General features: G+C 58.0%; 9 protein-coding genes, 1 tRNA gene and 1 pseudogene. 9 read left to right on the top strand and 2 right to left on the bottom strand.

All coding sequences use genetic code 11. The features are described from left to right. Positions 1-29 precede the first annotated feature (29 nt). The 5 genes and pseudogenes from AB1286_RS14070 (at position 30) to AB1286_RS14090 (ending at position 3,818) form a co-directional block, all read left to right on the top strand. The gene (locus AB1286_RS14070; protein ID WP_006052302.1) at positions 30-641 is read left to right on the top strand and encodes a glutathione S-transferase N-terminal domain-containing protein; all 612 of its coding nucleotides are present in this window, start codon (positions 30-32) and stop codon (positions 639-641) included. Positions 642-720: 79 nt separating this feature from the next. Next, positions 721-1,230, top strand: a complete 510-nt coding sequence (locus AB1286_RS14075) for a ClpXP protease specificity-enhancing factor (protein WP_430363844.1) — start codon at positions 721-723, stop codon at positions 1,228-1,230. Positions 1,231-1,249: 19 nt separating this feature from the next. Further along, positions 1,250-1,325, top strand: a tRNA-Thr gene (locus tag AB1286_RS14080). Positions 1,326-1,496: 171 nt separating this feature from the next. After that, positions 1,497-2,714, top strand: a pseudogene (locus AB1286_RS14085) (tyrosine-type recombinase/integrase). A gap of 108 nt (positions 2,715-2,822) precedes the next feature. Next, complete coding sequence (locus tag AB1286_RS14090; RefSeq protein ID WP_430363845.1) at positions 2,823-3,818, top strand: helix-turn-helix transcriptional regulator; 996 nt, start codon at positions 2,823-2,825, stop codon at positions 3,816-3,818. Between the two features lie 5 nt (positions 3,819-3,823). Here AB1286_RS14090 and AB1286_RS14095 read toward each other — a convergent pair whose 3' ends face one another. Beyond that, positions 3,824-4,735 (bottom strand): hypothetical protein, encoded by a 912-nt coding sequence (locus AB1286_RS14095; protein WP_430363846.1) that lies wholly within the window; start codon positions 4,733-4,735, stop codon positions 3,824-3,826. A gap of 904 nt (positions 4,736-5,639) precedes the next feature. Between AB1286_RS14095 and AB1286_RS14100 the strand changes: the two genes are divergently transcribed. Beyond that, positions 5,640-6,917 carry a hypothetical protein gene (locus AB1286_RS14100; protein ID WP_430363847.1) on the top strand — a complete coding sequence of 426 codons (1,278 nt, stop codon included), beginning with the start codon at positions 5,640-5,642 and terminating at the stop codon, positions 6,915-6,917. A 50-nt stretch (positions 6,918-6,967) separates the two neighbouring features. Here AB1286_RS14100 and AB1286_RS14105 read toward each other — a convergent pair whose 3' ends face one another. Beyond that, positions 6,968-7,864, bottom strand: coding sequence for a hypothetical protein (locus AB1286_RS14105; protein ID WP_430363848.1), 897 nt, complete (start codon positions 7,862-7,864; stop codon positions 6,968-6,970). A gap of 468 nt (positions 7,865-8,332) precedes the next feature. On the opposite strand from AB1286_RS14105, the gene AB1286_RS14110 reads away from it, so the two are divergent. The 3 genes from AB1286_RS14110 to AB1286_RS14120 are packed head-to-tail and all read left to right on the top strand — an operon-like array spanning position 8,333 to position 14,582. Continuing rightward, a complete protein-coding gene (locus tag AB1286_RS14110; protein ID WP_430363849.1) occupies positions 8,333-9,730 on the top strand; it encodes a hypothetical protein in 1,398 nt (465 codons plus the stop codon). Next, entirely contained in the window at positions 9,727-11,751 is a 2,025-nt protein-coding gene (locus AB1286_RS14115) for a hypothetical protein (protein WP_430363850.1), read from the top strand. The genes AB1286_RS14110 and AB1286_RS14115 overlap by 4 nt, the downstream gene beginning before the upstream one ends. Next, the gene (locus AB1286_RS14120; protein WP_430363851.1) at positions 11,748-14,582 is read left to right on the top strand and encodes a helicase-related protein; all 2,835 of its coding nucleotides are present in this window, start codon (positions 11,748-11,750) and stop codon (positions 14,580-14,582) included. Before AB1286_RS14115 ends, AB1286_RS14120 begins: the two co-directional genes overlap by 4 nt. The last annotated feature ends 161 nt before the right edge of the window (positions 14,583-14,743 follow it).

Raw genomic sequence — 14,743 nt, forward strand, 5'->3', positions numbered from 1 at the left:
CCCTTCAGCTTTTTGAGGAAACTTTAGACATGATGGTTTTGTATTCCGGCACAACTTGCCCGTTTTCCCAGCGTTGCCGGCTGGTGTTGTTCGAAAAGGGCATGGACTTCGAGATTCGCGACGTCGACCTGTTCAACAAGCCGGAAGACATCGCCGTAATGAATCCGTACGGTCAGGTGCCGATCTTGGTCGAGCGCGATCTGATCTTGTACGAATCGAACATCATCAACGAGTACATCGACGAGCGCTTCCCGCATCCGCAGTTGATGCCGGCCGATCCGGTGCAGCGTGCGCGTGCGCGTTTGTTCTTGCTGAACTTCGAGAAGGAGCTGTTCGTTCACGTCGGCACGCTCGAGAACGAGAAGGGTAAGGCTGCCGAGAAGAATCACGAGAAGGCGCGTTTGGCGATTCGCGATCGCTTGACGCAATTGGCGCCGATCTTCTTGAAGAACAAGTACATGCTCGGCGAAGAGTTCTCGATGCTCGACGTGGCGATCGCGCCGCTGTTGTGGCGTCTGGATCACTACGGCATCGAGTTGTCGAAAAATGCGGCGCCGCTGATGAAGTACGCCGAGCGTATCTTCAGCCGGCCGGCGTATATCGAGGCGCTGACGCCCTCGGAAAAGGTCATGCGTCGGTAAGTCGAGTCCTGGCGTGCCGCTCGCTTGCCTGATCGCCAGGTGTATGAGCGGCGTGCCGGACCTCGTATGAGGACAGTTGATGCAAGAAATTTCGACTAAGCCTTATCTGCTACGTGCGTTGTACGAGTGGTGCACGGACAACGGCTACACGCCGCACATTGCCGTGCGCGTGGACCAGAGCACGCGCGTGCCGCGTCAGTTCGTGCACAACGACGAGATCGTGCTCAACATCAGCTTCGAGGCGACGAGCCAGTTGCAGATGGGCAATGAGTGGATCGAGTTCAGCGCGCGGTTCTCGGGCAAGGTGCATAAGATCGAAGTGCAGGTAGCGAATGTGCTGGCGATCTATGCGCGCGAGAACGGGCAGGGCATGGCGTTCCCGGTTGAGCCTGCGACGGGTGCCGCGCAAAGCGGGCCGGTGGCGAGCAGCGAAGTGTTGGAGGCTGGCGAGGCGCCGGGCGATACGGTTGCGCGCGATAGCGGCCCGCGTGCTGCGCCTGAGGTATCGGGCGAGGGCGGACGCCCGCGTACAGATGACGACGGCGGCAAAGGCGGCGGCGGTAAAGGCCACCTCAAAGTTGTGAAATGAAGTACAATCGCGGCCTCACGCCGGCTTAGCTCATCTGGTAGAGCAGTTGATTTGTAATCATCAGGTGGCGGGTTCGAGTCCTGCAGCCGGCACCATATGCTTCTCCGACGACCTCCGCAGTCGTCCGAAAACCCCGCTAGAGTCCTTGATTCTGCGGGGTTTTTTGTTGTCCTACGCCGTTTAGGGTCCGAAGGAATCCAATTAAGTCCGAAAGGCTTGCTGGTATATTCGTTGGTATCTTGCTGATCCCTGTTGGTACTAACGAAATGAACCTTTCAGACCTCGCGATTCGCAACGCCAAGCCTCAAGACAAGCCGTACAAGCTGACGGACGGCGATGGCATGTTCCTGTTGGTCCAGCCGAACGGCGGGAAGTATTGGCGGCTCGCTTACCGCTATCTGGGAAAGCAGAAAACCTTGGCCTTGGGCGTCTACCCCGAGGTTAGTCTCGCCCTCGCCCGTCAGCGGCGAGCAGAGGCGCGCGAGCAGTTGGCAAAGGGATCAGATCCGGGCGAGGCGAAGAAGGCCGATAGGCGAGCAGCGCATTTGGCGGCTGACAATTCATTCGAAGTTGTGGCGCTGGCTTGGTTGGAGGAGCGCCGACCGTACGTTGAGGCTCGGCAGCATGAGCGGACGTTGGTGCGGTTGCAGAGCGACGTGTTCCCTTGGCTCGGGAAGCGTCCGATTGCGGAGATTGATGCGCCCGAAATTCTGGCTGTGCTGAAACGCATCGATAGCCGTGGCGCTCGATTTACTGCACACCGTGTTCGCAGCGAAATCGGCCGGGTCTTCGTCTACGGAATCAAGGAAGGGCATTGCAAGGGTAACCCTGCGGCGAGCCTTGTGAAGGCCATCCCTCCAGCGCAGACGACCCACTTCGCGTCGATTACAGATCCGGCAAGGGTGGGAGAAATGTTGCGGGCATTCGACGGCTTTTCCGGCACGTTCACCGTGCTCTGTGCGCTCAAGCTTGCGCCGATGCTGTTCGTGCGCCCTGGGGAGCTACGCAAGGCGGAATGGGCCCAGTTCGATCTTGAGAAAGCGGAATGGCGTTATCTGGTGACGAAGACCAAGACGGAGCACTTGGTGCCGCTGGCCACACAGGCCGTCAAGATTCTGAAGGAACTGTAGGCCGTGACCGGCAGCGGCCAGTACGTGTTTCCGGGCGCTCGTTCCCGGCAGCGTCCGATGAGCGATGCTGCGATCAACGCTGCGCTGCGTCGCTTGGGTTACGACACACGCACGGAGATCACTGGGCACGGGTTTCGTGCAATGGCCCGGACGATTTTGCACGAAGAGCTGGAGCAGAAGCCGGAAGTGATCGAGCACCAGCTAGCGCATACGGTACCCGACACGCTGGGCAGAGCTTACAACCGGACGAAGTTCATCAAAGAACGATGTACGATGATGCAGAAATGGGCCGACTATCTGGACCAGCTCAAGATTGGCGCGAAGGTCATTCCGATGGTGGCCGCAATCGGCTAAGTTCGAGATAGAAGGCTTCAGGGACGTGCGGTTCTTGCCGATACAGGATAGATTGCGCTCTCGATCTTGAGATGCGTTTTATCTACCGTGACACATGGCCATTCCCGCATGATTGCGCATATCGACCTGCCGCTTGACGACCCGATTGACTGTTGGCTACTCGTGCGCGAGATTGCCCGCGCCGCAGTGCCGGACCTCAATCCACGGGCCGCTGGCATGGAATGCATCGTCGCAAAGAAGCCGTTGGCCCTAGGCGTAGTAGGTATCGGTGACTTGCAGTTTGTTGAGCGGGGGTTGACCGATGACGATCGTGCGTATCTCCTGCGCGTCCTGCCGGGCCTACCTGCGCTCCAGATCCCGTACTCGGGCGACGTTGCCGAAGTGTTTCTACAGGCATTCCGAGCGCTGCCGGATCGCCCCGCCTGGGAGCCAGTGCTGCTAGATGAGTCTCGGTACCTCCGAGAGCACGACAGGATCATCACCGAACGGTGGACCGTGGCCAGCGAACATCTGCGCGTACTTCAGAATTGGCTTGATACAGGTCGCATCAGAGCGTTTCGCGGAAAGCATCTGCCGGCTAGCGAAATGCTCGTTGGCACGCTGATTCCGCGTCGGGACGTCCTCGTATATCTGAACTACTGGGACATCGCCTACTCCGCAAAAGAACCGGTCGAAGCTTCAACTGTGTACGAAGCTGTACCGACCAAAGGCGTTGCCGCGAGCGAAATGGAGACGCCGGCGGACGTGACCGTCGCTGATGCCAAACCGGCGTCGCGATCAACTCGAACAGCCCGCCGGGTTCCAGCACAATCGGAAGTAGTCGAGGAAGTGCCTGTTGAGCAAGCCGTTACCCCAGCCCAGGCGATCCCAGCCGGCCCGCTACTCAGCATCAAAGATGTTAGTGAGCGCACCGGGATCCGCGAATCGATGCTGCACGAGCGCATGCGTTCTGGATCCAAATATTACGATCCGACGTTCCCGAGGAAGATCAAGCTCGGCGAAAAGACCGTTCGCTATTCTGAAGCGGAACTCAACGCCTGGCTTCAGGCGCGTTTGTCTGCGACCTCGGGCAAGTCCCTATCGGCCTCCCTCGGAGCGGCTTGACGCTGTTAAGACGGCTGCTGGAACTCCCGTTTCGGGATACCTTGGGCGCCGGGAGGGGGGACGGGTGATTGCTCTGCTGGCATGCCATATTTGTCCGCGAAGTAGATCAATTGTTCCAGAACTTTTGTGCGCGACAGGCCGGCCTTTTTCGCCACGTTCTCCAAGCTTTTGATCGTTGTCTCAGGCAGGACGAAATTTCGTTGGCGAACTTTCGCCTTTTCCAATCTCTTTCGATATACCTTCTGGCTCCAGAGTTTCTTGACGTGATCAATATGGCTCTTTTTTTCGTAGCTTGATATCTGGAGAAAATCGAAGTAAGACTTGATTTCAGTGCCGCTGGAGAACTTGTCCGGGCCAAATCCGAGGTATCCCATCATGCGAGGGGCGAGACTTTGAAAGGCGAATTCGCAGCGTTCGAATTCTTCGTCGTCAAACCAGTTCAAGTATGAAGTGGTTTTAAGGTTTTCCAGCCAAATTCTACGAAGTTGTTCGAGATACCCTTTTTTGACGTGCAAGGGAACTGTGGCGACATCAAGTAAGCAAATAAAATAATCCCGATCTCCAAGTCTGGCGCGCGCATCTGGAATTCCGAAATTCAATGCTCGTTGAATTTGTTCGATTAGCCAACGCAGTTGGCGAATATCGTTTTCAATCCACGCAAAATCATCTTGTGAATTAAAGATCTTCTCTATCTTGAGTGGGTTGATAGCTGCATTGTTCCTCGATAGCAGCTGATACATTTCGCCAAATTGACCTTCTTCCGTAAATGAGGATGGCGTTATTGACATGGGCACGACTCGTTCGCCCGGATACGTGTCCAGTCGGTTAGGCCTAACGGTCGGAAAGAACTTCAGGCATATCCAAAGCCAATTACGCTCGCGCGGCGAGAGGTGTCCTTGCCAGAGCTTTTCAACCACGTCCCATGACTCGTCCCTAACCATAGTTCAATCCTATCGATGATCGTTTGATGATCTGCAAGCTGAAGCACCAGTAGCTTCCTAGAGGTATTTTAGAACATTTCAGGATGCGATACAGAGGCGTTGATGATCATCTCTAGAGGTATTGAAGCTCATGGGATGAGCTGATAACCGTGATTTCATGGCTTGGTTGGCCCGTATGTCGGGTGAGGGGCATGTGTGTACGAACCAACATCGGGATGAAGCGGAGCGGATGCTGCCCCAAGCGACGGTCTAGGTATGACGCAGGCGAGATCGGCACCGACTGGCCGACTCTGGGTACGGAGATTCCCGTTGTGCTGCCGCGATCCGATCTTTAGGCTCTTGCGATCTCCGAGCTTTCCTCTTATCCGTCAGCGGTCCCGATCCTTCGGCCATCGATCAATGTTCGTACTCTGCATGAAAGTCCGGAATCCGCCTGTTGGTATTACGCCGGTGTGATTGATATGCCGGATAAGTCCGTAATCTCGTATGGTGGAATTGCGTGATCATTAGGTGTTTTCTCCCGAAAAGGTGGCGAATCTTCCGGTTCGGTCCGCTGTTTTTGGGTATTGAAAGACCCGTTGCGCCCTATACTAAGATAGTCTTTTGAAGGGGATAAATAACCAGTAAAGAAGAATGGATGAGAGAGGCATCAAACATCAGGTCACTCAAGTGATCTGATTGTAAATAAATAAGCAAACAACAATACACAGACAAACAGCATGGATGGTCATATGTCAGGGATGACATATCGAGGCGGTGGTATGCGATAAGCGGACCATTTGGTGCAATCTGCCTTATGCGAGAAGTGCTGATTGTAAGAATGAAGAGGGTTTAAATTACATTGTCCGTTTATCCCTTGAGTACAACGAAAGGGATCGTGATGAACAAGATTTTAAATGGCCAGAATATCAACTGCATAGGAGTTTCGGAGGGCATCGGCGGCGACCGGTATGCCGGTTTCTCCGATCCCCTGAGCGCATGCTGGCAGCTAGGTCCGGATTCGTACCGGGTCGCGTTTGGTGATCTGGTCGCGTTTATGAACGGTGTGCTGTATACCGATCAATTGCCATTCCGGATTGATGTTGAGAGTGGCCGAAAGGAAGCAATACCGGTGGTAGTCGAGGGCAGGCGGGGCTTGGCAGGGTTCTTTCAGGACTTTACTCTGCTGATGCGCGTGTACTACCCCGAGTGGACCTATAGTCCGGACCTCGCCCTGTTCTTCGACTGCTACCTGCGCCATCCGGAGTTCGGGGACTGGCCTTCGTGCTTCCCGAAGCGCGGGCTTGCCAATGAGAAGATCGCAGCAGAGGCTTATAACGAGTTCATAGCCGAGTTGCGGTATGAGGCGAGGAGCCGCAAGGTTCGACGCAAGCTGAAGAAGTGGAAGAATGGGTTAGTAGCCCAGGAGAGGTCAATCCGCAAGAAGCTCTATCTGGCGACACAGGGACAAGGGCGGTTGATTCCCCTTCGTATGGAATTCTTCTACGCGGAGTCAGCAGCGGTGATCGAGGACGCACTGCCTCGTTTCAATTGGCACCCGGAACCGCACGGCACGTGGTCCCGTGTGCCTTATCGTTTCGGGAGTGATGTATGGGCGCCCGAAGCCCGGCCGAGGATCGATGCGGGGCTAGCCATGCAACACCGGGAACGGTTCTTCGACAATCAGCGTGGCGTCGATGCTACGCTGTTCGACGCAATGGTCGTTTATATCACCAAGATGGAGAACGGTGGTCAGCATCGCGCTAACCATTTTCATGTGCTGTTTTTGTTCGAAGCCCAGAGACTGAAGAAATCGGACCTCGATCGCCTGAGAAATCTTGCCGCTGACCGATGGCGGCGTGTCACGGGCGGTCTGGGCCTTTCGTTTGACTGTCGTGACCGCAGTGACGTGGAGCAACTTCGACGTCAGCGCAAATGGGCGCTAGATCCTCTTGATTGCTCCGATGAGCAGCAGTTCAACAGGCTCGTGGAATACGTCGTCGGCTACTTTGCGAAGGACGAAGATCAAATGGTGCGCACCAAGCCAACAAAGCGCGCCCGCACACTGACGATGGGCGTGCGCAAGCCCGAGGTACTGTCGTCCACCTCCCAGACGGATGAAGGAATATGGACAGGCAGTCCAGCGGTTCCTGCAAAGCCTGCGAGTTTATCGATATAGCTAAGCGCTGCCTGCACTAAATGCTAGAACGTAGTTCCAACTGGCATACCTCAAGGTTCTTCGTTCTTTGGTTGTAGGGTAGCAGCTTGCGCTTCGATCTCCTGCTTCGTACGGTCGATGTCGCGCTGCATTCTGCGAAATACATGCTCGACATCGCCGTGTCCAATTGGCCTCATGCTGTACGTCGATGCGTTGAACAGCAGGCTATAGCGATTCAGGATGGTTTGGGCGCGATCTAGCAGTCGTTCGATCTGTTCGGTATCGAGTTGAGGCTGTTCGGCGGCTGATCCCTGCTTGGCGAGCTTTGCACCTCTATGCGCAAGTACGTTGCTACGGAACTGGAACAACGCTCTGACGTCCGGATCGTATTTCGAGCATGATTGGATATCTGACAAGAGCGCTTCCATATCCAATTCCTTCACGTCTTCCAGTAGCCATTTGGCAAACGGGTCGTCGGAAAGCCGGCGTGTAAAGGCATCTACGGTGAACAAGTGGCGGTGCTCTCCGATGGTGACGAGCCAGTTCTTCAAATGCAGTGAACGCTGTTCCTGGTCGAAAGCTCGCGCCAGACTGGCCAGGGCAGTTCGAAGGTGTGCCGAGCGGGTGTAATGCCAGAACGTAGATGCTTCGACTTGAACGTCAGCCCATTGGGGTACCAGGTCAGTCAGGGATTTCCACATGTTCCAGTGAATGTGGGCATCCACGATGTCTTGGGCGAGGCCTTCGAGTAGCGAACGAAATTCCAACTCATCCGTAATCTTGATAGGGCTCGTAGTGAGGCCAGGTCCATGCTGCGCGAGCTTATCTTCGATAGCCTCTGCTTGCATCCTGGCTAGGAAGGTAGATTGCCGGGGTTCAGGAATCTCCTCTTTTCTCCGCCCTGCTGCGGCGTCGGCGAGTTCCCTCGCGATTTTCTCGCGAAATTCGTCAATTACCAATTTCAGCATGACTGGACCTCTTTCAATTCGTGGTGGCGACTTCGCGGATTTCAATGGGGTAGCCTGTGGTTGTCGTTATGTGGCAGGCTATAGACGCATCGCAAGGAATATACCGGATTGGAACAAGAGCATCAGGTAGCTGTTGCCGATGCGACGGGTACGCAACGCACAGCGAGCCTTGTACGCCGACTGTCAGCGGAAGCTTGACGGCGTGAGTGCTGGGGCAAGAGTAGGAAGGCTCCCGTCGTGTCTCTGAGGGCACGATAACATTCAAGGTTCGATCGCGCGTGTCGTTATGAAGGTCAAGGCAACGATCGGCATCTCACGTTGAATCGGATTGTGTTCGTCGAAGTGACGGGCATCAGGGGCGAACGGCCTTGAAGAACTTGATCTTCCAAGCGTGATGCAGATGCAGCAGGCCATACGAGTTCGATCAATCAAAAAAATGAAGGGCGTATCGCGAGTCGGGGTGATTCATTGACGACAATGACGTGGGGATTGCTTGGTCCCGATGTGCTGGGGGAGGAGCGGCGGACCCGCACGCTCGGTTTGGGTCGCGCTGTACGGTCGTTTAACGAACTTGCCGTTCCGGGGCTGGGCGGCGTATGGCTCGGCAAGCATCTATTTCTTTCCACTTTGGGTGTCCGGGTGGCGCAAGAAGCGCGGCTTCGACGCAAGCAGGTGACGAACATCGAGGTCGCCAATGCCATCGAGGCGTTGGCGTGCTGGTATGGTCTGCGCAGTATCAGGGAGCTTAAGCCGGATCCACGTCTTCGTGGGTTTCGCAAGCTGGCGGGTAAAGAGGATGTCGCCTTCGCGAAGGTGCGGGCGGCGGGGTTTTATGTATCGCAGCCGATGCGCATGTCGGTCGGTCAGGCGCTGCCGTCGCTCGGTCTTGTCGATGCAGGCAGTAGCCGCTTCAACACCTTTTCGTGTACCCCGGCCGGAGAGGCGTTGATCGCCACGCAGACAGCGCCGTACAACCCGTGTTACTTCAAGCGCGATGTAGTCGACTATTTGACTGACTGGGTATGCGGCGATGTGACGCAGCCGACAAAAAACCTGGCCCCCGCATTGTCACCGTCGGTGTCTTTGTCTGGCGATGCCCGTGCGGTCGTGTTCGAGCGGCTCCGTGTGGGCGGTTCAAATGAAAGCGCGCAGGAAACACAGCGGCGGCGGGCGGCGCTCGCGTGGGTCGAATCGCTGCGCGAGAGTGACGCGCCTGGGTTTTCCTGGGCTGATCTGCCGGACAAAATCGGCGATCTCGCGCATTGGCAGGATCTTGAGGCCGGCGCATTGTTCTTTCAGACACGCGATGCGGCGCTCGCCGTACTGGATGCGCTCGAGCGACACATCGGGGAATCTGGGAGCAGGCCTCGATATTCGCTGCATGGTGAAGTGCCTGCCGGCGTGGCGCCACAGCTCGTTCGACTTCGCCGCGCCGCGCACGACTATCTGGATCTCGATGTGCCGCGTGCGGCAGCCAAGGACGACTCATTGCGTCTCCAGCATGCCGACGCAATGGCCGACGCGTCTGCGTTTTGCCGCGAGTGTCTCGAGCCCAAAGACAGCGTGGTGTTGCGCAAGCTAGTCGAGCGCGATGAACGCGTGCTTCACCTGAAAGGTTGGGACGTCGTGCCGGGGCCGGCGTTCAACAGGGGCAATGGCGGCCAGGGTCGCGACGACGAGGGAAATGTCGGCGCTGATACGGATGAGGAGGCAGAAGTCACAAGCTCCACGCCATCCACTCGTGCCCCTGAATGGCCCGACGGGCTTTCGTATCGCGTGCGGAATCTATTCCTGTTGAACGCCGATCTCCTAGACGAATTCGATCAGTGGAGCGATAGGGCGAAGGAAAATGGAGAAAACCTGTGAGCAAGCGAAACCGCAAAACGACCAGCGTATCGCTCATCCAGCATTTCGATCCGCTGCCAGGGTACGTCGGCAGCTTCGGTTGGGTGTGCGGCTATTCGGCTGATGCCGACTTCCTGGACACGGCCGCCGAACGCTTCACGGGGCTCGCGCGCGGACAACGCGCGCACGCCGGGCGGATCGCACTGGCGGTGATGCTCGACCCCGGAAATCCGCTGATCGCACCGATTGATGCGCCTGGCGTCGCGCATCTGCTGGTCGAGTCAAACAAAGCACTTCCATTCGCGTTGTTGCATGCAAAAGTGGCGCTGCTCGGATTCCGCGATTCGCACGAGCCGACGCGTTGGGTCGTGCGTCTCCTCGTGTCGACTGGCAACTGGACACGTCAAACGCTCGAGGAGAGTCTCGATCTGGTGTGGCGTATCGACGTGAGCAGCGAAGCGCTCGAGGCGCCGGATTCAGAGACGCGACAGGCATGTAGCGATATCGATGCGGCGCGCGATCTGATGACGTACGTAGCGGAGTATTTTGACCAACGGCTGCTCGACGTGCATGTCAATGGTCATCCCGGAGACACAGCACAGGCGCGAAGTCAGCTCGACGCTCGGCTGGATCGTATTGCCGCACAGAAGAAGGGTTACCCGCGTTTCTTCGATAATCGCAATCATTCGTTACTTGCACAATTGCCCAAACGAATCGAGCGCGCAGGGATCAACGCGGCCTGTCACTATTTCGCGATGGGTTCGGGCTTCTATGAGCCCACCAAGGTCGCGGGCGCGATCCCCAAGGTGTTGAGCAAGATTGTCACGACGTTGAAGGACAAGAGGTGGCTGACCAACAGCTGCGAGATCGACGTGTTCGTCAACCCGCGCGGTTGCCAGGCCGTCGCGTCGTCGGTGACGGCGCTTGCGGAGAACGGTTTTACCGTCCGTCCCGCCCGGTCATCTCCATACGTCTTTCCGGATGGAAATGACCGGACGTTGCACGCCAAATTCCTGTTTGCCGCGAACAAGCGTGAACGCTTCAACAACTGCACCAGCGCATGGATTTACCTCGGCTCCGGCAATTTGACCGGACCGGGTTTCGACCTGAAGGCGGGCTTGGGTAGCGGGAATCTGGAAGCTGGTGTTGTGTTCGCCTCTGATGGATTGTGCTGGTATCAGAAGCACGGCGCCGCGCCCGCTCAGGTGGTCACGAATCTGCTGCCGATGCAATGGAAGGAACGTTACATCAACCCCATTGACCTGATCGCGGGCGGAGATATGCCGGCCCGCCCGGACACGTGCGTTGCGGCGCCTGTGGCATGGTTGAAATGGATCGAGAACGCCACCGCAACGCAATGTAAAGGGCGCCTGAGCCTGCCCCAACCACTGCCTGTTGCCACCGTGTTCGAAGTGCTCGACGAAGCGGGCCACGCATGCGAACTAGCCGATGGCGATTTCGTATGGCGAGGTGAGCGTCCGCGCCAGGCGGCAGTGCGCTGGACCGAGGAAGGCGGCGCGAAGCACGAAGGCCTGTTGCCGGTACTTGACGAATTCGGCCGTGTCGCAGCAACCGGACTGTCGTCGCTTGATCTCGACGAGGTGGCGTGGCAACTCGCGCACTTTCCGTCTACGCCGGACGACGAGGGGAGTGACAGGGAAGGCCTGCCCGACGAGCCTGTTACCGGAGTTCAGCAGCCGCCGCCGAGGACTGCGCCGATGAGCGCAGATTACGCCATCCGGCAGATGATGGAATTGGTCGAGAACATCGCGGCGCGGCAGACCGCGGTGGTCGAAGCCGACTGGTTTGCGTGGTGCAACCGTCTTGAGCAGACGCTGATTCGCGCGAGTAACAGTGTTGGTGTGGAGAGCTTCATCGAACTGGAGATCAATCCTTTGAGTCCGCTGCGCGCGGTACCGTTTCGTCCAGCATTCGCGGAAACCGACAACTCCGAGGCCGGCGAGCGGTATCTCGAATCGCTGCGGCGCATTGCGAAGGCGTGGAGGGTGGATAGCCTAAAGGACATCGAGGGGGCACAATGAACCACCGTTTTAAGGGATGGGCAGCGGTCGGCGCGCGTTTGTGCGATGTCGCGAACAAACCGCAGGAAGTGGGTGCAAGGCAGCTTAATGACGGCCAACGGGCGAGCTTACGTGCGCTCGCAAAGCGGTTGCCGGACAACGGTGTCGTGATTGCCGATGAGGTTGGCATGGGCAAGACCCGGATCGCCACGGAGGTGACGCGCTGTGTCACCGAATGCGGTGGTCGGGTGGCAATTCTGGTGCCGCCTGGGCTCGGGTTTCAATGGCAAGCCGAATTGCGCGCCAGCGGCGCGTTCGTGCCACCGCTGCTACGTAGTGTCTGGCAGTACCTCGAAGCGTGGAGCGACGGCGATCAGAGACTGGCGAAGCGCGCCAAACCTGCCGCGCAAGTCGGGCCAGTCAACGGTGCAACGGTCTCGTGGTTCGATCAGCCGGTAGTAATGCTGTCGCATGCGTTTACTAACTGGAAGCTGGGAGCGAGGAGCGCGCCGTGGCGATGGGCGCTCCTGCCGGAAATCTTCGCCGCTTGGCGCAAGGACACGACCAACCGCGTGCCGCGCGGATATCTCGACGACGACAACCGTGACAAGCTCGGCGACGAGTGGGTGCGACGGGCGGCGCAAAGCATCGTGCAGATAACTGGAACACTTCCCGCGGGCAGCGCCGCGCGGGTACAGCTCGATGAACTGGTGAAGCGCACCCCGTGGCCCGGCGCGCTGGATGCCGGCGCATATAGCCGTGGCGAGACGCTACGCATTTGTCTCGAACAGGCGGTTGGTTTGGGTTTGGGCATGTTCGATCTGGTTATCATTGACGAGGCCCACAAGAGCCGCGGCAGCGACAGCGGCCTGACGCGGCTGCTTGAGCATGTTGTGCTGACGCATGACTCAGGTCGCAGGCTCGCAATGACCGCGACGCCAGTCGAACTCGATACCTCGCAGTGGGAGCAGATCCTGACGCGGATTGGAGCGGACCCGTCGCTAGTGAAAGGAACGATTGGCAACTACGCGCGTGCTGTTGAGCGCGTCCGACAATGCGTAAGCAATGCCGATGCGCGCGTATCGTACGCAGTTGCCGCGCAGCAGTTCGAAACGGCGTTGTCGCGGTGGCTGCTGCGGCGCGACAAGCGCGAGGATCAGTTGGTGCAGCAGTTCGCGCGCGCGACCGGCGAATCAATGCATGCGTATCGCCAACCAGAAGACATTCTGATCAAAACCACGGAGCTCCCCGAGCACTGGCGGCGCGCAGTGTGCGCCGCGGAGGCGTTGTCGCTGGTGACCTACGGCGCTGAGGACAGGCGAGCGAAGCGATTGCGTTTGACGCTTGGCAACGGTCACGGTATCGCGACGCTGCTTGACGAAGGGCAGCGCGATCAAGACGACGACCGCAAGCAGAACGCGGTTGACGAGATTGCGAGTTCTGACGAAGTCGCCGCCGATTTTGCTGTTGCTAAAAAAGAACCCGACGCCGATCCGAAGCGCCGCGCACGTACCGAATGGTGGATGAGCGTGATGCGCAACGCGCTCGATCGTAGTGACCGGGATCTGTTCGATCATCCTGCAGTCGTCGCGGCGGTCCATGCGATTGAGCAGTCGACGCGCACTGGCGAGAAGGTGCTGGTCTTCGGGCGTTTCACATCGCCGCTGCAGAAGGTGGTGGACCTGCTCAATGCGCGGCAGATGCTTCTCTGCATCGAGCAGAAGCAGCCTTGGCCACAATCGAAGGTGCACGATGGTGGCTGGGAGGCCGTCGAGGCTGCGCACCGGCAACTGTATCCATCGAGCGCGCTCGATCGTGCGTTGTTGGATCGCACGCTTGAAGCGCAGTACAGCAGACTGGAGAACCAGCGCGAGGTGTTTCGCCAACACCTGATTGAGCGGATCGAAGCCGGTTTCAGGGAAGAAAGGCCAGCCCCACGGCTGATGCGATTGTTTGATGCCTTCCGTCATTCAGCCAGCGAGTGGGCTAAAGCTGGCACCTCGGGCAAACCTGGCCCGTTGGCAATTGTCGCGAGGGCACTGCAGGAGCTGCTGGCACCACAGGCCGAGCCATTGGACTTCGCACGCGCTTTCATTGAGCTGATCGATGCCACGAGCGACCGAGATGCAGGCTCGAGTGATGTCAGCGACGACAACGAAGAGCCTGCCGACGATCGTGTTGCCGACGATGGCCTCGCCGCTGTCGCGCAATGGCAGATTCTCGAAAAGCGCCTTACGGATGAATACAGCCGCTCCGAGGGCGGGTTCGCGAGACTGATGTACGGCAAAACAGAACCTGATACGCGGCGTCTTTTGCAGCTCGCGTTCAATCGCGCGAATAGCCATCCGCGTGTGCTCGTCGCACAATCGCTGGTCGGCCGCGAAGGGCTGAATTTACACAAGGCGTGCCGCACCGTCGTGCTACTTCATCCGGAGTGGAATCCGGGTGTGGTTGAGCAGCAGATCGGCCGTGTCGACCGGCTCGGTAGTCTGTGGGAGCAGCAGCTACTGCAGGCGATTCGCGATGGCGTGTCGGCCAAAGAGTTTCCACGTATTCGCGTGCGCCCGGTTGTATTTCGCGGTACCTACGACGAGAAAAATTGGGAAGTGCTGCGCACGCGCTGGGACGACTTGCGCGCCCAACTGCACGGTGTCGTGATCTCGCCTCAAATCGCGGCCGACTATCCGGACCTCGCGGAAGCGATCGAGGATATCAACCGCAGTGCGCCGAACTTTTCTCCGCTCGCGGCGGAGCTGGGCGGGAATATGGATGGAGTCGGAGAACCCGATCCACAGCGACATCGGCGTCCTGATTTTAGCGACTCGCAGGCAATGGAGTCGATTGGACGATGAATCCGTGCGCGGCAATTCTTGGTGCCCACTGCGTGGATGGCAACGGTGATCGACGTCTGGATATGTGGGTGAGCACGGAGGCGTATCTTGCTCTGGCGCGGTTAGCTCGCCGTTACTCGGTAACGAAGCGCCAGGTGCTAGAACGACTGATCGTGCGGGCG

The organism is Trinickia sp. NRRL B-1857, from assembly GCF_050470685.1.
Classification (GTDB): domain Bacteria; phylum Pseudomonadota; class Gammaproteobacteria; order Burkholderiales; family Burkholderiaceae; genus Trinickia.

Bases quoted from the DNA above. Each gene is read 5' to 3' on its own strand.
- AB1286_RS14090 (WP_430363845.1), top strand. From the start codon at position 2,823: ATGATTGCGCATATCGACCTGCCGCTTGACGACCCGATTGACTGTTGG.
- AB1286_RS14070 (WP_006052302.1), top strand. From the start codon at position 30: ATGATGGTTTTGTATTCCGGCACAACTTGCCCGTTTTCCCAGCGTTGC.
- AB1286_RS14120 (WP_430363851.1), top strand. From the start codon at position 11,748: ATGAACCACCGTTTTAAGGGATGGGCAGCGGTCGGCGCGCGTTTGTGC.
- AB1286_RS14075 (WP_430363844.1), top strand. From the start codon at position 721: ATGCAAGAAATTTCGACTAAGCCTTATCTGCTACGTGCGTTGTACGAG.
- AB1286_RS14105 (WP_430363848.1), bottom strand. From the start codon at position 7,864: ATGCTGAAATTGGTAATTGACGAATTTCGCGAGAAAATCGCGAGGGAA.
- AB1286_RS14100 (WP_430363847.1), top strand. From the start codon at position 5,640: ATGAACAAGATTTTAAATGGCCAGAATATCAACTGCATAGGAGTTTCG.